The 24,422-nt window shown below is 59.1% G+C and carries 17 protein-coding genes; 5 read left to right on the forward strand and 12 right to left on the reverse strand.

Annotated features, from left to right (window positions below):
- Nucleotides 1–188: 188 nt before the first annotated feature.
- Nucleotides 189–4,535: a membrane-targeted effector domain-containing toxin gene (locus ASE98_RS20510; protein WP_162237407.1), complete on the reverse strand. Its 4,347-nt coding sequence runs from the start codon at nucleotides 4,533–4,535 to the stop codon at nucleotides 189–191.
- A gap of 32 nt (nucleotides 4,536–4,567) precedes the next feature.
- A complete protein-coding gene (locus ASE98_RS20515; RefSeq protein ID WP_060543151.1) occupies nucleotides 4,568–7,582 on the reverse strand; it encodes a membrane-targeted effector domain-containing toxin in 3,015 nt (1,004 codons plus the stop codon).
- Nucleotides 7,583–7,791: 209 nt separating this feature from the next.
- Between ASE98_RS20515 and ASE98_RS20520 the strand changes: the two genes are divergently transcribed.
- Both ASE98_RS20520 and tadA read left to right on the forward strand, forming a co-directional pair.
- Nucleotides 7,792–9,168: a multicopper oxidase family protein gene (locus ASE98_RS20520; protein ID WP_060543152.1), complete on the forward strand. Its 1,377-nt coding sequence runs from the start codon at nucleotides 7,792–7,794 to the stop codon at nucleotides 9,166–9,168.
- Nucleotides 9,168–9,665 carry a tRNA adenosine(34) deaminase TadA gene (tadA, locus tag ASE98_RS20525; RefSeq protein ID WP_060543153.1) on the forward strand — a complete coding sequence of 166 codons (498 nt, stop codon included), beginning with the start codon at nucleotides 9,168–9,170 and terminating at the stop codon, nucleotides 9,663–9,665. The genes ASE98_RS20520 and tadA overlap by 1 nt, the downstream gene beginning before the upstream one ends.
- A 131-nt stretch (nucleotides 9,666–9,796) precedes the next feature.
- Here tadA and cmoB read toward each other — a convergent pair whose 3' ends face one another.
- The 8 genes from cmoB to ASE98_RS20565 all read right to left on the reverse strand — a co-directional run bounded on the left by cmoB (nucleotide 9,797) and on the right by ASE98_RS20565 (nucleotide 20,583).
- Nucleotides 9,797–10,753: a tRNA 5-methoxyuridine(34)/uridine 5-oxyacetic acid(34) synthase CmoB gene (cmoB, locus tag ASE98_RS20530; RefSeq protein ID WP_060543154.1), complete on the reverse strand. Its 957-nt coding sequence runs from the start codon at nucleotides 10,751–10,753 to the stop codon at nucleotides 9,797–9,799.
- Nucleotides 10,750–11,529: a carboxy-S-adenosyl-L-methionine synthase CmoA gene (gene cmoA, locus ASE98_RS20535; RefSeq protein ID WP_177336988.1), complete on the reverse strand. Its 780-nt coding sequence runs from the start codon at nucleotides 11,527–11,529 to the stop codon at nucleotides 10,750–10,752. Before cmoA ends, cmoB begins: the two co-directional genes overlap by 4 nt.
- 114 nt (nucleotides 11,530–11,643) lie before the next feature.
- Complete coding sequence (locus ASE98_RS20540) at nucleotides 11,644–12,279, reverse strand: lysoplasmalogenase (RefSeq protein WP_060543156.1); 636 nt, start codon at nucleotides 12,277–12,279, stop codon at nucleotides 11,644–11,646.
- A gap of 2 nt (nucleotides 12,280–12,281) precedes the next feature.
- Nucleotides 12,282–12,674 (reverse strand): protease inhibitor I42 family protein, encoded by a 393-nt coding sequence (locus ASE98_RS20545; protein WP_060543157.1) that lies wholly within the window; start codon nucleotides 12,672–12,674, stop codon nucleotides 12,282–12,284.
- 180 nt (nucleotides 12,675–12,854) lie between these two features.
- Nucleotides 12,855–13,313 carry a hypothetical protein gene (locus ASE98_RS20550; RefSeq protein WP_060543158.1) on the reverse strand — a complete coding sequence of 153 codons (459 nt, stop codon included), beginning with the start codon at nucleotides 13,311–13,313 and terminating at the stop codon, nucleotides 12,855–12,857.
- 445 nt (nucleotides 13,314–13,758) lie between these two features.
- The gene (lon, locus tag ASE98_RS20555; RefSeq protein WP_060543159.1) at nucleotides 13,759–16,176 is read right to left on the reverse strand and encodes an endopeptidase La; all 2,418 of its coding nucleotides are present in this window, start codon (nucleotides 16,174–16,176) and stop codon (nucleotides 13,759–13,761) included.
- A gap of 316 nt (nucleotides 16,177–16,492) precedes the next feature.
- Nucleotides 16,493–18,901 carry a glucose/quinate/shikimate family membrane-bound PQQ-dependent dehydrogenase gene (locus ASE98_RS20560; RefSeq protein WP_060543160.1) on the reverse strand — a complete coding sequence of 803 codons (2,409 nt, stop codon included), beginning with the start codon at nucleotides 18,899–18,901 and terminating at the stop codon, nucleotides 16,493–16,495.
- A gap of 299 nt (nucleotides 18,902–19,200) precedes the next feature.
- The gene (locus ASE98_RS20565) at nucleotides 19,201–20,583 is read right to left on the reverse strand and encodes a carbohydrate porin (protein WP_060543161.1); all 1,383 of its coding nucleotides are present in this window, start codon (nucleotides 20,581–20,583) and stop codon (nucleotides 19,201–19,203) included.
- A 286-nt stretch (nucleotides 20,584–20,869) separates the two neighbouring features.
- On the opposite strand from ASE98_RS20565, the gene ASE98_RS20570 reads away from it, so the two are divergent.
- Together ASE98_RS20570 and ASE98_RS20575 are read left to right on the forward strand one after the other, a co-directional pair.
- Nucleotides 20,870–21,100, forward strand: coding sequence for a VF530 family DNA-binding protein (locus tag ASE98_RS20570; protein WP_007903672.1), 231 nt, complete (start codon nucleotides 20,870–20,872; stop codon nucleotides 21,098–21,100).
- A gap of 2 nt (nucleotides 21,101–21,102) precedes the next feature.
- Nucleotides 21,103–21,744 (forward strand): Pr6Pr family membrane protein, encoded by a 642-nt coding sequence (locus ASE98_RS20575; protein ID WP_060543162.1) that lies wholly within the window; start codon nucleotides 21,103–21,105, stop codon nucleotides 21,742–21,744.
- A 274-nt stretch (nucleotides 21,745–22,018) separates the two neighbouring features.
- Here the strand turns inward: ASE98_RS20575 and ASE98_RS20580 are convergent, their stop codons facing one another.
- Together ASE98_RS20580 and ASE98_RS20585 are read right to left on the reverse strand one after the other, a co-directional pair.
- On the reverse strand, nucleotides 22,019–22,804 hold the full coding sequence (locus ASE98_RS20580) for a siderophore-interacting protein (RefSeq protein ID WP_060543163.1): 786 nt from the start codon (nucleotides 22,802–22,804) through the stop codon (nucleotides 22,019–22,021).
- Nucleotides 22,801–23,382 (reverse strand): PadR family transcriptional regulator, encoded by a 582-nt coding sequence (locus ASE98_RS20585; RefSeq protein WP_060543164.1) that lies wholly within the window; start codon nucleotides 23,380–23,382, stop codon nucleotides 22,801–22,803. Before ASE98_RS20585 ends, ASE98_RS20580 begins: the two co-directional genes overlap by 4 nt.
- 519 nt (nucleotides 23,383–23,901) lie before the next feature.
- Here ASE98_RS20585 and ASE98_RS20590 point away from each other — a divergent pair.
- Complete coding sequence (locus tag ASE98_RS20590; RefSeq protein ID WP_060543165.1) at nucleotides 23,902–24,387, forward strand: CS1 type fimbrial major subunit; 486 nt, start codon at nucleotides 23,902–23,904, stop codon at nucleotides 24,385–24,387.
- The last annotated feature ends 35 nt before the right edge of the window (nucleotides 24,388–24,422 follow it).

A 24,422-nucleotide genomic window follows, 5' to 3' on the forward strand; every position in this document is an offset into this window, starting at 1 on the left:
TTTTATGTTTTTGATGGCGTTTCGGAGCATACAGAAGTACGTCGGTATACGCGTTTCCCTGTAGGAGCGAGCCTGCTCGCGATGGTCGTTAACGATAACGCGGGGAGTCTGATTCCCCGTGGTGCTCTTGAGTCCATCGCGAGCCTGCTCGCTCCTGCAGTTGTCGACCGCATTCTCCTGTTTCGCAATCAAAGCGGTTTTGACCAGCCGGCCAAGGTCAGCTTCATCTCTTTGAGTGCCTGCAGAAGTGCGGCCACGCTTTCAAAGCGTTTGCCATCGACCGAGGGCCACGAGGGGCGCTCAATGTAGTAACGGCCGGACTCTTTGATGATCGGTGTGGATGTAACGAAGTTGTTGCGGCCGCGATGAACGATCTGGATGCCGGTGTTACCGGGTTCACGTTTCAGGGTGAACATGCCCGGACGAGACAGCAATGTGTCGATCTGCGCTTCAGTCTTCGGTAACCATGGGGTCTCGATCTGCAGACGTAGATCGCCTTTTACGAAACCTTCGGATTTACCCGGTTGATTGCGCAAGCTTCTACCCGGGTCGGGTTCAATACCGGTGGACAAACCTTCGGCCACATCTTCGACGCGCACCCCCAGGACACCTTCCAGTTCGCTGACCCCCGCGACGCCCGCAAAGGTATTGGAGTGAGCGTTGCCCATCAAAGCCACCCACTTGTGGGCACCGCGCGCTGATTGATCGGCGCGGATGATGATTCGGGCATGGAAATTCATCATTTTAAGCCGTGCTGTCACATCACTCACCCCCATACCCGACACCCGATAGCTGGCCGCGCTATCGATGGCCTGGATGCGAATGCCATGTTTGTTGGCTTCGCGGACCACGGCGAGAAAGGTGTATCGCTCAAGAGGATCCGTCAGTTGGCCGGCGTCCAGTTCTGTCAGGTAAGCTTCCAAGTCCCTGGGCATGACCGACGTTTCGGCGAAGGCATCCAGTCCTGTTTGATGGAAATCAGTAAGCAGATGTTCCATGTACAGGGTCTTCACATCCTGCTCGGCCAAAGCCTGCATGTTGTCGATCAGAAACTGCTTGCTGCCGATGTCGGCGTGACTTTCGCCGATGACCAGTCCCTCGCTTTCTTCGAAAACGGTGCGAATAAAATCACCTTGGGCGATGTGCGGATCCAGTGACGGGATATCAGGTCGCGGCGCAAGTTGAGGGTCTGCATAGAAGCGCGCAGCCTCTTCATACAGGCGCTTTCTGACGGCCTTGAAATGCTCGAAGGCCTCGGTTCGGGTCCTGGTCCCTATGCTGTCGATCAGCAGGTCGTCTTCGAGCCCGGCCGCTACATTTTTCAAATCGGCCCGCCATTGCAGAGCGACATCATAGGGGGAGGTCACCAGCGGTGTTTTTGCCGCAGGCGAGGCGGGATCCAGGGGCACGGGTACGTCGGGTGAGGCGACAGTCTCACCGTCACCCAGCGCCTCGCCCGGTTTGGCCTGAGGGTCGATGCGCACCCGGATTCGGGTCATGCCTTGCTCTTCCAGGGCATCGCTCAGTAGCTCGATATTGTCGAAGTGACGGTCACTCAACGACCATCGCGGATGGACGATGAACAGTCCGCCCCTGTCCTTTTGAATGTCGGTTGTCACTAGGGCGCCACTTTTGCTGCGGTGAGTCAGTTGGGGTTTACCGTCGACGTCCTGGACGGTGAACATGCCCGTATCGGGAAGGGCCTGCTCCATTGTGCGGGCGGTAGTGACGGGTGGCTGGCCGTGCAGGCGCAGACGCCAATCGCTTTTGACTTTGCCCAATGGACGATCAAACTCATCCAGCAGGCTTTTGCCGGGATCCTGTTCAAGGCCAATGGTTTTGCCGACGGGTACGTCTTCGATACGCAGCCCCGGCGTGCCTGTCAGCTCGCTGAGGCCGGCCACCTCATCGAACGTATTGACTCGCGTCTCGTCCACCAGCGCCACCCATTTGTGCGCACCTCTGGCTGTCTGATCAATGCTGATGATGGTGTCCGAAAAGTAGTTCTTCATTTTGTGGCTGCTGGTGAAGGTCGTGTGCTCCATTCGGGGAAATCTGGAGCTCGCCACGCAATCGATCGCCTGAACGCGGATATGGTTTTTCTGTGCGGTCCTGACCAGTTGCTGGTAGCCGTAACGCCCTGCCAGATCGGTGCCCTTGTTCACATCGAGTTTGCCAAGGTAGCGTTCGAGCGGCTCTGGCATTTTGCCCGTGTCATGGAAGACGTCCAGATCGGCCTGATGGATGTCGGTCAGCAGCCGGTCGAGGTAAAGCGTCTTGACCTTCTGTTTGCCCAATATCTGCATGTTGTCGATCAGCAGTTGCTGGCCGCCAATGCTGCCGCTTTCCTGTCCGAGCACCAGGCCCGGTGCGTCCGCCAGCAGGCGTTTGACGATGTCTTTGCTCGCTGTAGAAGGTTTGATGGGTGCAATGGCAGGCCGGGGCGGTAAGGACGGGTCGGCATAGAAGGTGATGGCGTCATCGTACAGACCGCGACGCAAGTCCCTGAAAGCCTGAAACGATCGCTCGCTGGCGTCTGTGGCGTCCAGCGGGAAGGTTTCGCTTCGGCCCTCGGCTAGCGCTGTCATTGCCGCTTTTGATTGTTCCGGCAGTTCATAGGAGGTCGGCGCTATTTCGACCTTGGGCAGGGGTGAAGGGCTTTGCCCCCAAGGCTTGAGCCCGAAAATTTTGCCTCCGCCACTGAGTCCCGTCCCCGCCTCCGAGCGGGGAACAGGTTCCCATTGCAACGCTTCGTTCTGTCGCACTGGAACATTGCGATAAAACGAGTACGGATTGGCCGGATCGATAATCACCCAACGCTTCATTTGCCCGACATAACGCACCTGATAGAAGCCATCCTGACCGGAGCGACGCATATAGATGTAGGTTTTGCCAGAGGGGGTCAGAATGATGTTGCGCATTTTCTGATCAACGAAGTCCTGGCGGGTCGCTTCGCTAATCTCTGTCTTGAAGGCATCGAGATAGTCCTGGGGTTCAGGCGGCAATATCCGTTGCGGGACGATCTCTTCAAGTTTGGGGATCGCGGCGCGGGCGATGGCACTTTCGCTCAACTGTTCCTCGGGGGCGAAGAACGCATCAGCCTCGGCAATTTCCGGTAACCGCCCGCTGCCTTTGATGAACGTGGCGTTGAACAAGGTATCGATGGCCGCAAAAATGGCGCCGGTTACGCCGGCCTTACGCTCGCCGGGCGTTTTGCCGTTGATGGCCTGGTCGATGTTCAAGCCGACGTTGGCGATGCCCGCGCCGACCACTGCCAGGGCCACTGGCCAGCCGACGGCCGCCAGAGGGCCGAACATACGGCCAAAGGCATTGAGGTAGCCCACCCAGAGTTTTTTGCGCAGGTCACCGTTGGAATGCAGCATGTAGTTGCAGTCGCTGATCATGCGGGCATGCACCGCATCGCTCAGGAAAGTGAAAGCATCCTGGTTCACCGAGTCGCTGGCATGGTCGATCAGATGATGGTCATTGGAGTGCCAGGCGTTGAACAACAAGTCCAGTACATGGGTGAGCCCGACATTTTCGCTGTGGGGTTCGCGAAACAACCACACAACCAGGCTGGAAACCGGCTTGATCACGGGGTTTACGCTGGCGAGCCAGTCCAGCTTCGACAGCTGGCGCGTCGGCGCGTCTTGCGTGATGTCGTGGTCAGCCACTTGAAAGTGCGCCATGAAGCGCTGGCGATCAGAGGAGTCCTTGATCGCGGACAAGATCCACCAGTGCAGATCGCGCGGTGTTTGCAGGGCATGAAAGCCCCAGATCTCACCCGGGACGTACAGAATCTGGCGGCCGCTCTGATCAATGATGCAAAGGATGTCGGTGGCGACAAAGTCCCCGACTTTCAACAGGGTCACGCGTAGTTCATTGCTGACGGGTGCCTCTGACTCCAGCATCTGAAGGGTCACCGGCCAGCTCACATTACTGGCGACGGCCTTGATCACGGTTTTGAAGTTCTCGTCGGACAACCGGCCGCCTTCGCGGTCTTCCATGGCCTTGGCGAGAAATGTGCACTTGGCCAATGCCCGATAAGTCTTGCCGTATTTTTTCCAGAACGAGGCGATTTTGTTTTTATAGCGGTCGGCGAAATTGATCGCCCAAAACTCCTTCAATACCTCGTTGCCATGCAGGCGCACTTCGTTGGTTTCGTTGTAATTGCCTGCATCTGCCCCGGCGCTGTAGAAGCCGCCATAAAGGTCCAGCAGATCGGCGTTGTCCTGGTCCTGGACATTGAAACGCTGGATGACCAACTGGGGCAGGGTCATGCTTTGCCAGGGCTTCTCGTAGAGGTGTTCCCAGCCGGTAATGGTTTTCGAACTGCTTTGGGCAAGGTGGAAACGATGGTAATAAACCTGCTCCGGCTCAAGGTGGGTGATGCCATGCTTGAGCAGAATGTCACTGGCGATGCCCCGGGCCATTTCGTACATATCGGGGCAGGCTTCAACCAGTGCGGGAACCAGCGATTTGATAGCCCGCAGGTCGCTTGCATCGGGCAGTACAGCGTTTTCAGTGGAGTTCACAGTGTCGTCCTTGAACATTGTTGGAAACCCTTTCAAACGGGAACGCGGCTTTGCAGGCTCATGCCCATCTGGCTCAGTTGCTCTGCCATTCTCGGCACGCTGGCGAACGCAATGTCGCTGACCATGGGCCATGCCGGCCGGTGAATGAAAAACCGCCCGTCAACCCGTTGTTGCACCGGTGTGCGAACGAGCATGCCCGCGTGACTGCGATGCACCAGCTGGTAATTTCCTGCCGTTTTTTCGAACAGGTACATGCCCCGACGATGCAACAGGTTTTCCAGCTCATGCGGGTGCCAGGTCAGCGGTGTGGCGTCCACTTTCAGGCACAGGTCAGCGAAGAGAGTGTCTTGGTCGCCGCGCATTTGACCGCCATTGGGAAGCGGGCCTCGATTCACGTCGATACCCGAATCAATAGCGACGCCTGTCGCTTCACCGGGATTGACTTCCTCTATGCGCAAGCCAATGCCGCCCCTTAGTTCGCTGACGCCTGCGACGCCTCTGAAGGTGTTGGTGTTTTCGGCGCCGGTCAACACAATCCACTTACCGGGAATGTTGATGAGTTCGTCCGCGGTCATGATGGTTTGCGCCAGGTGATTGGCGATCATCTGCTCCTCGATCGGTGTCAAAGGAGTGTTCATTTTGTAGCTCGTCACACAATCCAGAGCCTGTACGCGCACGCCGTGCTGTCTGGCCACCTGAACCAGTTCCAACTCATTGAATCGACCGGTCGGGTCGGTGCCAAGGTTGGTCAGGTAACGCCTAAGATCATTGGGCATTTCTCCGGTCTGGAAGTAACTATCGAGCTCGACCTGAGCGAAATCATTGAGCAGGCGACGCATGTAAATAGTCTTGGCGTGCCTGGCCAGTGCCGGCATGTTTTCAATCATCAAGCGCATGCTGGTGATGCGATCCAGGCTTTCACCCACGACCAGACCGGGGGATGCTTCAAAAATGCCATCGATCAGCTCGGTCATTGGCATGTCGGCCGTGACGGCGGGTATTGCCGGGCGTGGAGGCAAGTTGGCCCAGGGCAGATCGCTGAAAAATTTCCGCGCGGCAGTGAACAGAGTGGTGCGTTTACCGAGGAAATACTGTGCGTACGGATCCTGTATAGCGCCGCCGGGTGCTATCCGTACATGGGTCTCGCGCAGATTCAGCGCCCACTTTTTCAGCGATAGCTGCTGTGCTGGCTCGGCATCGTACACAGTGGTCACGTGACGCCAGGAACGCGATGTCGAGGGTTGTGGCTCGGGCAAGGACGGCAGTGGCTCGCGCGCTTCCATCTCAATGTCGACCGCGCACTCTTTGCCGACGCACTGGCCACCGCCATTGAGCCTGAGTGAGCGCATCCGCTCCCACTGCCCTTCGGCATTCAGGCGAACCGGCAACGAGTGAACGAACTGGTTGGGTCTTTGCGGGTCAACGATCGCCCAGTAACCACCGCCCCTGGAGTCTGCGAAGTAGCGTACGTAATAGGGATTGTCATTCAAGAGGATGGCGTAGGAGGGGTCAGTGTCGAGCCGGTAGATCCCGCGGAATTTTTCCGGTGTGCTCTCCGGAATCAGGCTTTCGAGCAATTCATTGCATTGATATTTGGCGGGCACCTCAGGTGCGGCAGCCGTTTCAGGCGGCACCGGCAAGGATGTTTCAGTAGGCGGCGGCGCTGCTGTATCGATTGGCGCTGCCGACTCCTTCAGCTCGGCCATTTCAGCGGCCTCGACTGCCTCCGCCTCGCTACCCACCTCCAGCAGTGATCCGCTGCCTTTGAGGAATGGCACATTGAACAAAGCATCGATAGCACTGAGGATTGCGCCGATAATGCCTTCTTTGCGCTCGGCAGAGGTCTTGCCGTGAATGGCCTGGTCAATGTTCAGGCCTGTGTTGGCAATGCTGGCACCAATCACTGGCAGCGCCACCGGCCATCCCACAGCGGCCAACGGACCAAATACCCGTAGCCCGGCGCTCAGGTAGCCGATCCACAATTTCTTGCGTACATCGCTGTTGGAGGTCAGTGACAGGCTGGCTTCGGCGAACATGGCGTTCCTGGCCGAATCCTGCAGCCAGGTAAACGCATCACCACTGACCAGCTGGTTTTTCTGGTTGATCAGGTGATGCTCTGATTTGCCCCAGGTGTCCACCAATTGGGTCATGAGGTCGGTAATGTTTTCGGTTATCTCGTGACGATCGGCCAAGGCAAAGTGGCTCATGAACGCCTGGCGCGGTCCATCCTCGTTCATTTGCTCCAGCACCCACCAATGCATGGCCGCTTCGTTCTCCATCACCTCAAACACCTTCGCGCTACCGGGTAGATAAAGGATTTGCCGACCCTTGGCATCGACGATTCGCAACGCGTCGGTGGCCACATGACCGTCGACATCCAGGGCGCGCACATCGTGGTTCACCGGATGTGCCGATTGCAGCGCCTTCAGGCTGACGGGCCAGGTGACAGGGCCTATGACGGCGTCGACGACGCACTGGAAGTCATCGCCGGCCAGATGCTTTTGGGCGAGGGCCTGAATCGCGTTACTGAGAAAGTTGCACTTGGCCAGCGTGCGAAAATCGTCGCAGTGCCCGTCCCAGAAGGCGCTCAGTTTTTCGTGGTAAAGCGTGCTGAAGTCGATCTTCCAGAACGCCTTCAGCACCTCGTTGCCGTGCAGGCGCACTTCGTTGCTCTGGGTGAAATCCTTGGCGTTCGGCCCGGCCGTATAGAAACCGCCGTAGAGGTCCAGCAGATCGGCATTGTCCTGGTCGGTGACGCGAAAGCGCTGGATCACCAACTGAGTCAGGGTCAGGGACTCGTAGGGCTTTTCATCGGTGTGCTCCCAGCCGGTGAACGACGTAGCGCTGCTCTGGGCAAGCTTGAATCGATGGAAGTAAACGAGGTCCGGATCGACATCCGCCAAGCCCTGACTTTTCAGCAGGTTTTTGGCAATTTCATGGGCCGTGTCCTGCAAGCTCGGGCAGGAGAGTACGACGGTCGCGGCGATGGATTTGAGTGCCGCCTTGTCTGCGGCATTTGGCTGCGGGCGGATTTCGGGTGAGTTCATGCTCTGTTCATCCTTGAGAAACGGCCGTTGAAGATGGCTCATTCGCTCAACGGAAATGCACTACATATGTATCGCGGATGAGCGGGTGGTTTCGAACAACCCTGCGGCCATCCGCCGCCCCGCCCTTACTGTTTCGCAATTGCAGGTGTATCGTATTCGCCTTTTATGGCCCCTTGGGCCTGCAGTCGATATGAGAGGTAGTTGAGTTAATGTCCTTTACCCGTCGCCAAATCCTCGGTGGCCTGGCCGGTCTTGTTGTCGTTGGCGTCGGTGCGGGGGGCGCGTCGCGGTACTGGCTGGGCAAGATGGCCGACGCCAACGCGGGTCACGACTATGAGCTGATCGCAGCACCGCTGGATGTCGAACTGGTGGCCGGGCACAAGACTCAGGCCTGGGCGTTCGGGCCGTCGGCGCCGGGCACCGAGTTGCGGGCGCGTCAGGGTGACTGGCTGCGGGTGCGTTTCATCAACCATCTGCCGGTGGCCACGACTATCCACTGGCATGGCATCCGCCTGCCGCTGGAGATGGATGGCGTGCCTTACGTCTCACAGCTTCCGGTATTGCCGGGTGAGTACTTCGACTACAAATTCCGTGTGCCGGACGCCGGCAGCTTCTGGTATCACCCGCACGTGAACAGCAGTGAAGAACTGGGGCGCGGGCTGGTCGGTCCGCTGATCGTCGAAGAGCGCGAGCCTACCGGTTTCAAGTACGAGAAAACGTTAAGCCTGAAGAGCTGGCACGTCGATGAAGAAGGCGCTTTTGTCGCGTTCAGCATTCCCCGCGAAGCGGCCCGTGGCGGTACGGCGGGGCGTCTGTCGAGTATCAACGGCGTCCCGCAAGCGGTGATCGAGCTGCCAGCCGGGCAGATCACCCGGGTGCGGCTGCTCAACCTCGACAACACCCTGACTTATCGCCTGAACATCCCCGGTGTCGAAGCGCAGATCTACGCCCTGGATGGCAACCCCATCGAGCCGCGGCCACTGGGCAAGGAATACTGGCTCGGCCCGGGCATGCGTATTTGTCTGGCGATCAAGGCGCCGCCGGCCGGTGAAGAGCTGGCGTTGCGCAACGGGCCGGTGCGCCTGGGCACCTTCCGTTCGGTAGCCAATACTGATGCGCCGACCGAGTGGCCGCCGGCGCTGCCGGCCAACCCGGTCGCCGAGCCGGACCTGGCCAATGCAGTGAAACTCAACTTCAATTTCGAGTGGGTCGGCTCGGTGTCGTTAAACGTCGACAACGGCAAGCCGCCAAGCCTGTGGCAGATCAACGGCAAGGCTTGGGACATCACCGACAAAACCTGCAGCGACCGCCCGATTGCCAAACTGGAAAAGGGTAAAAGCTACATTTTTGAATTGAAGAACATGACTCAATACCAGCATCCCATCCACCTGCACGGCATGAGCTTCAAGGTGATTGCCTCGAACCGGCACAAGGTCATTCCGTACTTCACCGACACTTATCTGCTGGGCAAGAACGAACGCGCCCAGGTGGCCCTGGTGGCGGATAACCCGGGGGTGTGGATGTTCCACTGCCACGTGATCGACCACATGGAAACCGGCCTGATGGCCGCTATCGAGGTGGCGTGATGCGTCAGATTCGGCCCGCCGCCATCATCGACCGTAGCCGTGATCGCGACTTCATGCGTGAGGCCCTGGAACTGGCTGCCCAAGGCGCCGCCCTCGGCGAAGTGCCGGTGGGCGCGGTACTGGTGCAGGACGGTGAAGTCATTGGTCGAGGCTTCAATTGCCCGATCAGTGGCAGCGACCCGAGTGCACACGCCGAGATGGTCGCCATTCGCGCTGCCGCCCAGGCTGTGAGCAACTATCGCCTGCCAGGCAGCACGCTGTACGTGACCCTGGAGCCGTGCAGCATGTGCGCCGGGCTGATCGTGCATTCGCGGATTGCGCGGGTGGTGTACGGCGCGCTGGAGCCCAAGGCTGGGATTGTGCAGAGCCAGGGGCAGTTTTTTACCCAGGGTTTTTTGAATCACCGGGTGTTGTATGAAGGCGGGGTGTTGGCGGAGGAGTGTGGGGCGGTTTTGAGCGAGTTCTTCAAGGCCCGCAGAGCCAAATCTTCAGACTGAACACTGAACTGATGTGGGAGCGGGCTTGCTCGCGAAGAGGGTGTGTCAGTCGACATGGTTGTTGTCTGACACACCCTCTTCGCGAGCAAGCCCGCTCCCACACTTTGATCTCCATTGATCTGGAGAATGGGTTACTTGCGGGCCACGATGACCGCACGCATCGGTGCCGGCAGCCCTTCAATGGTCTTGCTGTGATCTTCCGGATCAAGAAAGTCGCTCAGCGACTGGTACTTCATCCAGTCTGTCCCGCGCTGTTCCTCGACCGTGGTCACGCTGACATCCACGCACTTCACATCGGTGAACCCGGCACGACGCAACCACAACTCCAGCGCCGGCACTGACGGCAGGAACCAAACGTTACGCATCTGCGCGTAACGGTCTTCCGGCACCAGCACCTGATGTTTGTCGCCTTCGACCACCAGCGTCTCCAGGACCAGCTCGCCACCCTTGACCAGGCAATCCTTCAGCGCCAGCAAGTGCTCGATCGGCGAGCGGCGGTGGTAGAACACGCCCATGGAAAACACCGTGTCGAAACCCTCAAGGTTCGGCGGCAGGTCTTCGAACGGGAAGGGCAGGTGCCAGGCATTCGGCTCGGACAGGTAACGCTGCACCGCCTGGAACTGACAGAAGAACAGCCAGTTCGGATCGACGCCGACCACGCTGTCGGCGCCGGCGCCGAGCATGCGCCACATGTAATAGCCGTTGCCGCAGCCGACATCGAGAATGCGCTTGCCCTTCAAGTCGAGGTGCGGGGCGACTCGCGACCATTTCCAGTCCGAGCGCCATTCGGTGTCGACGTGCACGCCGAACAGGTCGAACGGCCCTTTGCGCCATGGCGACAGGCCCATCAGCGCGGTACGCATTTGCGCTCGGGTCTCGTCGCTGCAATCGGTGTCCAGCGTCAAGCCATTGAGCAGGTCGACTTCGCTTGGCTGAATCTTCGGCAGGGCGTCCAGCGCGCTCTGCCAGCGCTCCAGGTCGCCATGACCTTTTTCCATTTTCTTGTCGAGTTGTGCTTGCAGGGTGTTGGCCCATTCGGCCAGCGGCGTGCCTGCCAGACGGCGGGCGAGGGGAGACAGATCAATCATGGCAAGGCAATCAACGAGGCAAAGTTAAGACACTGGAACCACGGCACGACTTTCGAGAACCCGGCGGCCAGCAGGCGTTCGCGGTGTTCTTCGAGGCTGTCGGGCTTCATGACGTTTTCGATGGCGCTGCGCTTCTGGGCAATTTCCAGTTCGCTGTAGCCGTTGGCGCGCTTGAAGGCGATGTGCAGGTCAGTCAGCAGCGCGTGTTCCTGCTCGTCTTCGAAGCGCAGTTTTTCCGAGAGGATCAGCGCGCCGCCGGGCAACAGCGACTGGCGGATGCGCGACAGCAATGCAGTGCGCTGGTCGGGGGCGATGAATTGCAGGGTGAAGTTCAGCGCCACCACGGATGCCGGTTGAAACGCCAGGGCCAGAATGTCACCTTCGATGACCTCGACCGGCAGCAACTCCTGGAACATCGAGTCCTGGCCGTTGAGGTACTCACGGCAGCGCTCGACCATGGCCGCGGAGTTATCCACAGCGATGACCCGGCAACCGTCGGTGCGCACATGTCGGCGCAAGGCCTGGGTCACGGCGCCAAGGGACGAGCCGAGGTCATAGAGCACGCTATTGGGCTGGGCGAACTGCGCGGCGAGCACGCCGAGGTTTTCCACAATGGTCGGATAACCCGGCACCGAGCGCTTGATCATGTCCGGGAACACCCGCACCACGTCCTCGTTAAAGGCGAAGTCAGGCACCTGGGCCAAAGGCTGGGCGAAAAGGCGATCGGGTTCTTTGCTCACGGCGGTTCCAGCGGCGTAGGTGGAAAAGGCCGGCATTTTAGCCAAGTTGGCGCGCGGATGCGCGGGTTGTCTGATAAACCGCCTGACTTACGCACATGCAATGCCAAGAGGGCAATTGTGGCGATCCGACAAGCCCCCTCACCACAGGGGTCAACGCGGTTTCTGAGAGAACGCCGAAGCAGTAATCCCCCATTGCCCCAGCCAGTAGCTGAGGATGATCACATAGGGCGCCGCATCAAACGGCACCACAAACCGGCTGATGCCAATCACGCTGTCCGAGAACACAAACGCCACCGCACCACCAGCCGCCAGCAACGCCGAGCGCTTGGGCACATCAGTGCCCAAGCGAGCCAACGCGCGCCAGAGCATCGCGCTGATGGCCAGGCCGTAGACGATCACCGGAATCAACAACGGCCCCAATCCATGGTTGATCAGAATCCCCAGCAGCACGGCACCCACACCGAGGGCGACAACCAGCGGCAGCACCGCCAGACGCCGGCAATCGCTCAAGTACGCTTTCAGATAAGCCAGGTGAGCGACCAGAAACGCCCCCAGACCGAACACGAACAAATCCCCCGGCCACGCCAGCAACACATCGCCGAGCAGGGAGAAGATCAGGCCGAGGCTGATCCAGCGTCGATAATCGCCGGGCGGTGCATCGTGCAGCCAGCCGAGCAAGGCTAGCACCGGCAAGGGTTTGACCAGCAGGCAGAGCAAGTCGGCATGCACACTCAAGCCATAGAGAAAAGTCACCGCGCCCATCAGCGCCAGAATCAGCCAGCCCATGGTCAGTTCACCGAAATCGCGCAGTCGAAAACCTCTACCGGCAGCACTTCCGGTGCCCAGGGTTGCTGCGAGGTCAGGCGCAAACGCCCGGTCCCGGTCGCAAACGCCTGGAAGCGCCAGGTCGATACACCGGCAGCACCGACGATACCGGCATCTTCCGGATTGCGGTAAACCTCTGGCCCCAATGTGTGTAAGACGCCACCGGCGGAATCCTGGATTGCCCAGCGGTAACCCGTGCTCGGGTTGCTTGGCAGGGTAAGGATCAGGGTCTGCCCGCTGGTGAGTTTCACCGGGCACCCGCTTTGTTTTTCGACCGTCACGTTTTGTTTCGGTTGAGAGGCACAAGCGGTCAGCAGGGCGAGACCTATGGGCAGCAGCAGACGGCGTGGGGACATCAAAGCAGGCGCTCCGGAATTGGCGACGAACGGCGAGCATAACCGAAGATGAGACAAAGTGTGACAGTCAACCAAAATGGGTAGTGAGCGGGCTCCACATAGCAGGAGGGCGAAAATCCCGTTCAATCGGGATTATCGCGAGAAAGAAATGGGGGATGTTAATGGACCAGTGCCGTTCGGTTAATCTGCAAGAGAAAAGCAGAACTCGCTTTCGCAGGTAAATTCTTCGCCCTGTCGGTCCTTGAACAGCATAACGATTGTACCGGAGTACTGTTGTTTTTCAGCGTTCACCACCAGGGTAATGTCGCCCTGCAATGCCCAGTGGCTGGTATAGGTTGGGAAATTCTCGGTGTACGCCACTTCTATCAATTGGCCCGGAGTATTGAGTGGGTAGATGCCTGACTGGATAGTCTTGGGCATGTAAATATCGAAAGCCCGGTCGAGCGGGGTGTATTTTTCACCCGCCTTGAAAATGGCGATGATTTCCCGGCTTCCGACGCTGGCGAAAAACTCTTCGGAATTGAAGTTTTCCCGACCCTGCAGGGTGGCATCCAAGTGGTTATTCAGGCAGCAACGGTGAAACTTGATGTCGTCGTTAATGTATTCATCAACAAGGCTTCTTCGGTACTTGATATCCATGGTTGGCTCTCCAGGTTGTGTCACGAATAGATGATTGAATCTGGAATATATCGAGCGCGAGTGGCCGGAGGTACTGTCTGAACTGGCAGGGTTTCAAGTAACTTGCTAATCGGTGTGTCAGGGTCACTGCCAGGACTGACAGAGTTTTATATTGATATGGAGTCGTGATTGCGTTCTCTTTTGTGAATGATTATAAAATCAGGAACTGAACATTGAGGATGCAGAGGTGCAAAAGGAATGCCGCATGGCAGGGCAGACCTGCTATCGATCGTTAAAGAAGATGCGTAAGAGCACGCCCACTTCGGGCGTCGTTGCGACGACGGTTCTTTAGGCGGCATGCCAATCTGAAAAGAGCGCGTTATCGTTAACGCCTATTGCGAGCAGCTCGCTCCTGCACGTTCAGGAACATGCTCCCCCATTGCGAGGGAGCAATCAGATGGCGAAGTCAGAACAATATCTTCGCCACATCCGCAAAGCGCTTGGCGAAATGCACGGTTATCCCTTCTTTCAAATAATCGGGCAATTCCTCAAAATTACCCCGGTTCGCCTCCGGCAGAATCAACTCGAAAATCTTCTGCCGCCGCGCCGCAATCACCTTCTCGCGCACCCCACCAATCGGCAGCACATGCCCGGTCAGCGTCAGTTCGCCGGTCATCGCCACGCCTTTTTTCGGCGGTTGATTACGTGCCAGCGAGAGCAGGGCGCTGGCCATGGTTACGCCGGCGCTCGGGCCGTCTTTCGGGGTGGCGCCTTCCGGTACGTGCAGGTGCACGAAGGCTTCGTCGAAGAACTTCGGATCGCCGCCGAATGAGTTCAGGTTCGAACTGACGTAGCTGTAGGCGATTTCCGCCGACTCTTTCATCACATCACCCAATTGCCCGGTGAGCTTGAAGCCGCGGTTGAGGGTGTGGATGCGCGTGGCTTCGATCGGCAGGGTCGCACCGCCCATGCTGGTCCAGGCAAGGCCTGTGATCACGCCGATACCCGACAGGACCTGCTCGTTGCGGAATACTGGTTTGCCGAGCGATGTTTCGAGGTCTTTGGGGCCGAGTTTGATCACCGCTTTCGGTTCGTCGAGCAGTTTCATCACCGCCTTGCGCACCAGTTTGCCGAGGTTTTTTTCCAGCTGGCGCACCCCGGCTTCACGGGCATAGCCGTCGATCAGGGCCTTGAGGGCGCTGTCGCTGATGCTCAGGCTGCCTTTGGACACGCCGGCTTTTTCCAGCTGCTTGGGCCACAGGTGACGCTTGGCGATGGCGACTTTTTCTTCGGTGATGTAACCCGACAGACGAATCACTTCCATACGGTCGAGCAGCGGGCCGGGGATCGAGTCCAGGGTGTTGGCGGTGCAGATGAACAAGACCTTCGACAGGTCCATCCGCAGGTCCAGATAGTGGTCGAGGAATTCGACGTTCTGTTCCGGGTCGAGGGTTTCGAGCAGTGCAGAGGCGGGGTCGCCCTGGTAGCTTTGGCCCATCTTGTCGATCTCGTCGAGCATGATCACCGGGTTCATCACTTCGACGTCTTTCAACGCCTGTACCAGCTTGCCCGGTTGCGCGCCGATGTAGGTACGACGGTGGCCCTTGATCTCGGCTTCGTCGCGCATGCCGCCGAGGCTGAAGCGATAGAACGGCCGGCCGAGGGATTCGGCGATGGATCTGCCGACGCTGGTTTTGCCCACGCCCGGCGGGCCTACCAGCAATACGATGGAGCCGCTGATTTCGCCTTTGTAAGCACCCACGGCGAGGAACTCGAGGATGCGGTCCTTGATGTCATCAAGGCCGGCGTGGTGTTTGTCCAACACCTTGCGCGCGTGTTTGAGGTCGAGTTTGTCCTTGCCGTAAACACCCCATGGCACCGAAGTCGCCCAGTCAAGGTAGTTGCGGGTGACCGCATACTCGGGCGAACCGGTTTCGAGCACCGAGAGCTTGTTCATTTCTTCTTCGACGCGCTTCTGCGCCTGGGCGGGCAGGACCTTGCCGGTCAGCCGTTGTTCGAACTGTTCGAGGTCGGCGCTACGGTCGTCCTTGGTCAGCCCCAGCTCCTGCTGGATGACCTTGAGCTGTTCCTTGAGGAAGAACTCGCGCTGATGTTCGCCGATCTTGCGGTTAACTTCGGCGGAGATTTCCTTTTGCAGGCGCGCGACTTCGACTTCCTTGCGCAGCATCGGCAGGACTTTTTCCATGCGCTTGAGCATCGGCACGCAGTCGAGCACTTCCTGCAGGTCGCTGCCGGTAGCGGAAGTCAGGGCGGCGGCGAAGTCGGTCAGCGGCGATGGATCGTTGGGGCTGAAGCGGTTGAGGTAGTTCTTCAGCTCTTCGCTGTACAGCGGGTTGAGCGGCAGCAGTTCCTTGATCGCGTTGATCAGCGCCATGCCGTAGGCCTTGACCTCGTCGGTAGGCTCGGTGGGCTGGTGCGGGTATTCGACCTCCACCAGATAGGGCGGGCGATGGTGCTTGAGCCAGGATTTCAGGCGCACACGGGTCAGGCCCTGGGCGACGAACTGCAATTTGCCGTTCTCACGGCTGGCGTGGTGCACCTTGACCAGGGTGCCGTAGAGCGGCAAGACCGAGGTGTCGAAATGGCGCGGATCTTCCAGGGGCGTGTCGACGTAGAACAGGGCCACGCAATGATGCTCGGACTTGGCCACCAGATCGAGGGTTTCAGCCCAGGGATCTTCGTTGACGATGACTGGCAGCACCTGGGCCGGAAAGAACGGCCGGTTGTGGATCGGGATGATGTAGACCTTGTCCGGCAGATTCTGGCCTGGCAGCGCGAGGCCTTTGCCGGTGGCGTGGTGCGTGGCGTTTTCCGGATCGGCGTACTCGGTAGGAGCTTCGGGGAATTCTTGCTGGTCGCTCATTTGGGCACCTGCGCAATGGGTATGAGTCTTAGATGGGGCAGGTTGGCGGTGGTTTCAACGGTCATTTTCTGCAAGCGGATGTTTCGACGGTGTGTTCAGCAAGGGGACAGGTTAGTTGAACCATAGGCGGTACAGGATCAAATGTGGGAACGAGCCTGCTCGCGATGACGGTATGACAGCCAGCCTTGTAGTGACCGGTGGACCGCCATCGCGAGCAAGCCCGCTCCCACAGGGGCCGGTGGTGCTCTTGAAAACTGCGTCGACAAAAAAGGCGGCTTCCTTACGGAAGTCGCCTTTGTTTTACTGCCGTTGAATCTTACTCGGACAGTTTGTAAGCAATCACATAATCACCCTGTTTGGTGCCCAGCGATCCGTGACCGCCGGCGACAACGAGCACGTACTGCTTGCCGTCCTTGCCGGTGTAGGTCATCGGTGTGGTTTGCGCGCCGGCCGGCAGGCGGCCTTCCCACAGTTGCTTGCCGTTTTTCACGTCATAGGCACGCAGGTACTGGTCAAGGGTGCCGCTGAGGAACGCCACGCCACTGGCGGTGGTGAAGGTGCCGCCCAGGCTTGGTACGCCCATGCTCAGGGGAATCGGAACCGGCGAGCTGTCGCGTACGGTGCCGTTCTTGTGTTTCCACAGAACTTGCTGGGTAGTCAGGTCGACCGCGGCCACATAACCCCACGCCGGCGCCTGGCACGGCAGGCCCATAGGCGACAGCAGTGCTTCGAGAACTACACCGTATGGCGCGCCTTTGTTTGGCTGCACGCCTTCGGTCTCGCTTTTGCGCGGGCCCTGGGCGGCGATTTCGGCGGCCGGGATCATTTTCGATTTGAACGCCATGTAGCTCGGGTTCATGAAAGCAATCTGACGCACCGGGTCAACCGAGATGCCGCCCCAGTCGAACACACCGAAGTTGCCCGGATACACGATCGAACCCTGCAGCGACGGCGGGGTGAACGGGCCGTCATAGCGCATGGATTTGAAATCGATCCGGCAGATCAACTGGTCGAACGGCGTGACGCCCCACATGTCGCGTTCCTGCAACGGTGGTGGCATCAGGTTGAGGTCGGATTTGGGCTGGGTCGGCGAGGTGCGATCACCTTCGACAGCGCCTTGCGGTACTGGCACTTCGTTGATCGGCACAATCGCCTTGCCGGTGCTGCGGTCCAGCACGTAGATGCTGCCTTGCTTGGTCGACGCCAGCACGGCCGGTTTCACACCGTCGGCGGTTTTCAGGTCCATCAGGGTCGGCTGGCCGCCGACGTCCATGTCCCACAGATCGTGGTGGGTGAACTGGAAGTGCCAGCGCACCTGGCCGGTGGCGATGTCGAGGGCGGTCAGGCCGGCGGCGTGCAATTCCGATTCAGGCGTACGATCGCCACCGAACTGGTCCGGGGTCTGGTTGCCCATCGGCAGGTAGAGCATGCCGAGTTTTTCGTCGACGGCGAACATGGACCACATGTTCGGCGAGTTGCGGGTGTAGACCTCGCCTTCGGCAATCGGCGTAGTGTCGTCCGGGTTGCCGCTGTCCCAGTTCCACACCAGTTTGCCAGTGTGTACGTCGAAGGCACGGATCACGCCGCTCGGCTCGTCGGTGGAGACGTTATCGGTGACGTGGCCGCCAATCACTACCAGGTCTTTGGTGACCGCAGGTGGCGAGGTGGAATAGTAGCCGCCGGCGGTGAAGCCGCCGATGTTGGCGCGCAGGTCGACCTGGCCTTTGTCGCCGAAGTCTTCGCACATCTTGCCGGTGTCGGCGTTGAGGGCGATCAGGCGGGTGTCGGCGGTCGGCAGGAAAATACGCCGTGGGCAGGCGTTGGCCGGTACCGCGCTGGCGCTGCCGGTCGGGCTTTGTTCGGAGGCGTAGACGGCGTCATCGTGATAGGTCACGCCACGGCAGGTCATGTGTGCCCAGCCCTTGAAGTTCGCCGCGTTCTGCGTCGAGAGCTTCGGATCGAAGCGCCAGATTTCCTTGCCGGTATCCGGGTCCAGGGCGATCACCTGGCTGTGCGGCGTGCACACATAGAGCATGCCGTTGACTTTCAGCGGGGTGTTTTCGGCGGTGGTTTCACCCGGGTCGTTCGGCCCCGGCAAGTCGCCGGTGCGGTAGGACCAGGCCTCTACCAGTTTGTGCGCGTTCTGCGGGGTGATCTGTGCCAGTGGCGAGTAGCGGTCGCCGTGGGCGCTGCGGCCGTAGGAGTTCCAGTCACCGTCGGGCATGGCCGGGGCGGTGTTGGTCATGCCCGGTACGCTGTCGCGGTCCAGTTGGCCTTTGATTTCGCCAGGATGGGTGAACTGGCTGGCCAGTGCGGCGGCACCGGCAATCACCACGGCCACGCTCAGGGCGCCAGTGCCGATCGGCGCAGCGCCTGCAACGAGCAGCGGGCGACGCAACCATGGCAGCAGCATGACGATGCCGAGGGCAAACAGCAGGGCCAGACGAGGCACCAGTTGCCACCAGTCGAGGCCGACTTCCCACAGGGCCCAGACGGTGCTGGCGAACAGCACCAGTGCGTAGAGGCCCAGCGCAGCGCGGCGCGCGGCGATCAGCAGAACGCCGGTCAGGGCCAGGCCGATACCGGCCAGCAGGTAGTACAGCGAGCCGCCGAGCATGCTCAGCTTGATCCCCCCGGCCAGCATGGCCAGGCCCATTAGCAGAAGCAGTATGCCGAGCAGCGTCGGCAACAGACGGCTTCGACTCAAGGCACCATCAGTGCTCATAGTGTGATTCTCCGTGATGTTTCAAGTAGTCCCGTACAAGTTCACTGTAGATGACGATCTTGTGCGGGCATGGTTCAGACAAAACCCGTTTGGGTGATACACCCTTGCAGGCGCTGCCTCTGTGGCGAGGGACTCTGTGGCGAGGGGGCTTGCCCCCGCTGGGTGGCGAAGCCGCCCCAAATCCATTCACTGCGGGTTGCCAAACAGTCCGCGATGTCTGATTTACGACTGCTTCGCAGTCGAACGGGGCGGTGCGGCGATCCGACGAGCCCCCTCGCCACAAAAGTCTTATGTGAGTTTTAGAACGACGACTGGACCTTGATCCCGCCAATCAGCGCGTCATCGACCTGGTCCACACCACCGGGATGGCGGATGTATTGCAGGTTCGGGCGCACGGTCAGCCAGTTGGTGACGTGTACGCCGTAATAGAGTTCGGCGCTGTATTCGGTGTCCTGGGGTGGCAGGTAGGACGGGTCGTCGTAGTCGAAAACAACGCGGGCCTGGTTGCTCGCCTCGGCGTTCTTGCGGTAGGCCGGGTTGACGTGGACCCGGGCCATGGCGAAGCCAATGTCGTCCCTGGCGCGGGCATCCAACAGACCTTTGTAGACCACGCCCGCCTGAACGTAGTTGTCGATGGCGTTGGTCTTCTTGTCGTGCATCGTGCCGTTGGCGAACACGCTGAGGCCGCGCGAATGGTCGCTGGCAACGCTGGTCAGTTGCTGCTGCACGCCGAGCCACATGCCGTGTTTGCTCGACGCGCTGCGGTAGGCCTCGCCAGTCAGGGCGGCGGGCTGGCCATTGCTGTCCTTGTAGACATCCTTCGCGTCAGCGTTGCTGTAGTAGTAACCGGCGCGGTACTCGCCCGGCAGGCCATTGAGCTTGGGCGTCCACACCAGTTCCACCGGCAGGACCGCGCCCTGGGTGCCGCTGCCACTGAGCTTGAAGCCGTTGTCGCGATCGAGGTTCGAGGGGTTTTGCTCATACACGCCAACCTGCGCGTACAACTCGGGTGTCAGGTGATATTTGGCCCGCATTGCCCACTGGCTCACCGGCCAGTTGTACCAGATGTCGCCTGCCCAGTTGCCGACCTGAGAGCCGCAAAAAGCAAGGTTCTGAAAGTCGCAGGGAAAGCTGTTGAAGTCTTCGCCTTCACCGAAACGGCCGACCTTGATGTCCAGTTGCTGATCGAAAAATTTCTGCTGATACCACATCTGCGTCAGGCGCCAGGTCTGGCCACGGCCCCAGACTTCCTGGGCGGAGGTGAAGCCGCCAACCCGCGGATCGTTGATGCGGTCGTTGCTGATGTTGTTGCCGCTGCGCTCGGTGATGGTCAGCTGGAATTCGGCGTCGTTCCAGCCGAGGATTTTCTGCAGGTCCAGGTGTGTACCAAGGCCAAACTGGTCGCTGTAGCGGGCAGTGCGATCGTCGTCGTAGCCGCCGTGCAGATTGCTGCCCATTTCACCGGTGTAATCGACTTTGAAGTCGTAGCCTTTTTCCGCAAGCGCGGTGCGCGTGCCGTTCCAGTCACCGAGCATCCACGACGAATCGCTATCGAAAGCCGGGGTCGCCTGAACGCAGGTGACCAAGCCCAGTGCGGTGAATCCGCCGACGAGGTTCAGGGCTTTTCGGCTGGCAATAGTCGTAGAGACAGCGCTGTCTCGTGAGGTTTGAAAATAACGCATAGGGAAGAAATTCTTGATCTTTTTCTGAGGATGAACTGAAAACAACAGGAACGAAGCGGCTGGCGGAAGCGTTTCAGCAATGACGGCCGCAAGGATAATGTTCTGTTACAAATAGCGAAAGAGCTTTTACCGAGATGCATCCTTTCGGGATTGGTAACAGTGAGCAGAAAAAGATCGTCGGGGTCACCTACATTTAAACGCAGAACACACAGAGCCCTTCCACCGGAACACCCCCTCGGCTAAGGTGCGCGGCTTCCAATTCCTACTTCGCTTGAAGGCCCCCGGCATGACCGAACAGAACAACAACCCGCTACACGGCGTGACGCTGGAGCAGATCCTCAACGCCCTGGTTGAACACTACGAATGGTCGGGGCTGGCCGAGCGCATCGATATCCGCTGCTTCAAGAGTGACCCGAGCATCAAGTCGAGCCTGACCTTTTTGCGCAAAACCCCGTGGGCGCGGGAGAAGGTCGAACGCTTGTACGTGAAGTTGATGCGCACCAAGCGTCCGCTCTGAACATGCTCAACCAGTCTGTGGCGCGGCGTCGCTTTGTTGCCGTGGCCAGCCTCCTCGGCTGGGCGGGATTGAGCATTCAGATGTACCTGATTTTCTATGCGCGCTGGAGTATCGAAGCCAGCCTGATCGGCGGCCTGGTGAGTTTTCTCAGCTACTTCACCGTGCTGAGCAATACCCTGGTGGCGACGGTACTGACCTGTGAACTGACGTCCCGTGAGTCGGCCGCGCGCCGCTGGTTCCTGCAGCCGTGGGTCAGTAGCGGCGTTGCCGTGAGCATTGCCGTGGTCGCCCTCGGGTACAACCTGCTGTTGCGCCATTTGTGGCACCCCGAAGGCTGGCAATGGCTGGCCGATGAGCTCCTGCACGTGGTCATGCCGCTGCTGTTTCTGGGCTATTGGTGGTGCTGTGTCGGCAAAGGCACGTTGCGCTTGCGGCACATCGGGTTGTGGGTGATTTATCCGCTGGTGTACTTCGGCTACTCGCTGCTGCGCGGGCATGTGCTGGCGGTGTACCCGTATCCGTTCATTGATGTCGAGAAGCTGGGTTATCCACAGGTGTTCATCAATGCCGGCGGGTTGTTGGCGGGGTTTGTGGTGATTGCTTTGCTGGTGATTGGCCTGGATCGGTGGCAGCGTAATCCTTGAATCAACTGGCCTCCTGTGGGAGCCGATACACCGAGGAACCTTGAGCGAGCATGCTCGCGATGGACGTGAACGATAACGCGGGCATCCTGAGCGCCAACGGCGCCCTCGGGTTTTTCGCGAGCATGCTCGCTCCTACAGGGTGGCGGCCAGACACTCATCACCCAAAGCCCAAAAATCCTTGTAGGAGCCGGCTTGCTGGCGATGGCGTCCGAATGGGCGGTGCAAAATCAAGACCGTCATCGCTGGCAAGCGAGCGCCTACAAAGGTTTTGTGTTTATTCGTCGCTGGTGTCGTCCAGGCGCCAGTAGCCAGCCGCTTTGACGAACTGCTCATCCAGCCCATGTTCATCCAGCAGCACGCGGCGGATCTGGCGTGAAACCTTGCTCTCGGTCGCGACCCAGGCGTACAGCTTGCCGCCGGGGACCTGAACCTGGCGCACCGTCCTCAGCAAATGATCATTGCCGCCTTCGCGCAGCACCCAGATCACATTGACCTCGGCAGCGCTGTGCAGCTCTTGCTGCTCCTTGCCGTTTTCAACTTCAACAATCACCAGGGCACGCCGGTTGGCCGCCAGGCTTTCGAGGCGTCGGGCGATGGCGGGCAGGGCAGTTTCATCGCCGATCAGCAGATAGCTATCGAACATATCCGGCACGATCATCGACCCCCGTGGCCCACCGATGTGCAGGAACTGGCCGGGTTGGGCCTGTTCGGCCCAAGTGGAGGCGGGGCCGTCACCGTGCAGCACGAAGTCGATATCCAGTTCCAGCGTGTCGAGGTCATAACGTCGCGGGGTGTAGTCGCGCATGGCCGGCATGGGGCCGTTGTCTTTGCCTGCACCCAGTACCAGGGTGTCGAGTGCCGCCTGTTGTGCTGCGTCCTGGGGGAACAGCAGCTTGACGTGGTCGTCCGTGCCGAGGCTGACGAAGCCCGCGAGCTCCGGTCCGCCGAGGGTGATCCTGCGCATCCGTGGGGTCAGGTCGACCACTCGCAGCACCTCCAGGCGCCGGCGTTTGATTTCGTGCATGACCCGGTGAATGGCTTGCGTATCGGCAACAGTCATTCGGCTTTCTCCTGGCTGGCTTGAACGGCAGGGCCGTCGACTATGGCTTTGGCGGTGTCGTTGAGCAGGTCGCGCACTCGCAGGATTTCTTCCGGGCTCCAGCGCCCATGGTGCATCTGCAAGGCGTGGCGCAGGTTGTGCACCGCCTCGTGAATTTCCGCCGGGCGATCGTGGCCGCGCAATGAGCGCTTGCTGACTTCGATGCGCATGCGCACGCCATCCAGGGCAATCGCCTGGTCGCTTAATGAGCGACGTCCGGCGTCGGTAATGGCATAGCGTTTTTTCCCGCCGTCGGCATCGCCCTGAATCATTTCGCTTTCTTCCAGAAAGGTCAGGGTCGGGTAGATCACCCCGGGGCTGGGGCTGTACGCACCGTCGAACATGCTTTCGATCTGGCGGATGAGGTCATAGCCGTGGCAGGGCTGTTCGGCGATCAGTGCTAGCAGCAGCAGTTTCAGGTCGCCGGGGGCAAACACCCGCGGGCCGCGTCCACCGCGTTCGCGACCGGGCCCGGGGCGCTTTTCGAAGCCGTCGCGGCCATCGCCGTGTTCGCGGTGTTGAAAATGATGGTCTCTCATTTTGTGCCTTCTCTCGTCGTGTTTAGATACAACGTAAGATATATCTTAAGAGATGATCAAGACATTTTTGACGACAGGTTCGCGTATCCCAATGAGTGGTGGCTCGATGAAACGATCTATTGCACCAAGGAAATTTCATGCAACCCGGCGGATTTTTCGCACGAGGATCATTTTTGGAAGAATTAAAGCTATTACTCTAATAATAATTGAGTATATATTCTAAAAATAGATGTCGACCCCGCGTTAACTGGATCAAATGGCTGTAAGGTTTTATTCGAAAAACTGTCTGTAGGTCGTAACTTACAGTCACTGTTTTCTATTTTGATTTTTTGTATCTTTTTCTCTCAGGGCGTGAGGTTGTTTAACTACGCGTCCGTGGGAAGTTGCCTGCTTACTTTCAGGAAGAGGAAGTTGATGATGCCCCGGCGTTGAACGTTCAGTTGAAAGCGGCTTCCGACAGGGGCGCATCGTTCGAACGTTCAATGAACCGAAACCATCCAAGAAAACAGGTATTCAATGATGTTCAAGAAAATCGCAATCGCCGTCCCGATGACAGTCCTGGCTCTGAGCGCTTCCATGGCTTTCGCTGCCGAGCCGATTAATCAGGTCATTAACATCAAGGCGTTCGTTCCGACTTCAGTGTTCAATGTTGCACCGCAAAACGATGACTTCGGTCGCGACGAAACCATGAAGCTGCAAGGCAATGGTGATCTGACCAGTGTGCGCGGTATCTTCAACTTCAAACACACAGACCCTAAAGGTGCAATCAATGCTCTGATTGATGGCGATGCGGCGCTGTATAACGGCCGTGACAGCATTCCATTGAAAGTCAAGATTGGCACCGTTGAGTTGGGCACCACCAGTGCTGAAGTCGTCAACGAAACGGAGTCGGTAGCGGGCATTCAGCGGGAAATGGTCATCACGGCTGCCACGCCAACCGCCACTCAGACAGGTGACTACAGCACCAGTTTTGCCGTTGTATTCGAACCTGTACTGAAGCCGTAATTGCACGCTGTTCTTGAATAAAGCTTTTTATTCAA

This window comes from Pseudomonas sp. Leaf48, from assembly GCF_001421885.1.
Classification (GTDB): Bacteria; Pseudomonadota; Gammaproteobacteria; order Pseudomonadales; family Pseudomonadaceae; genus Aquipseudomonas.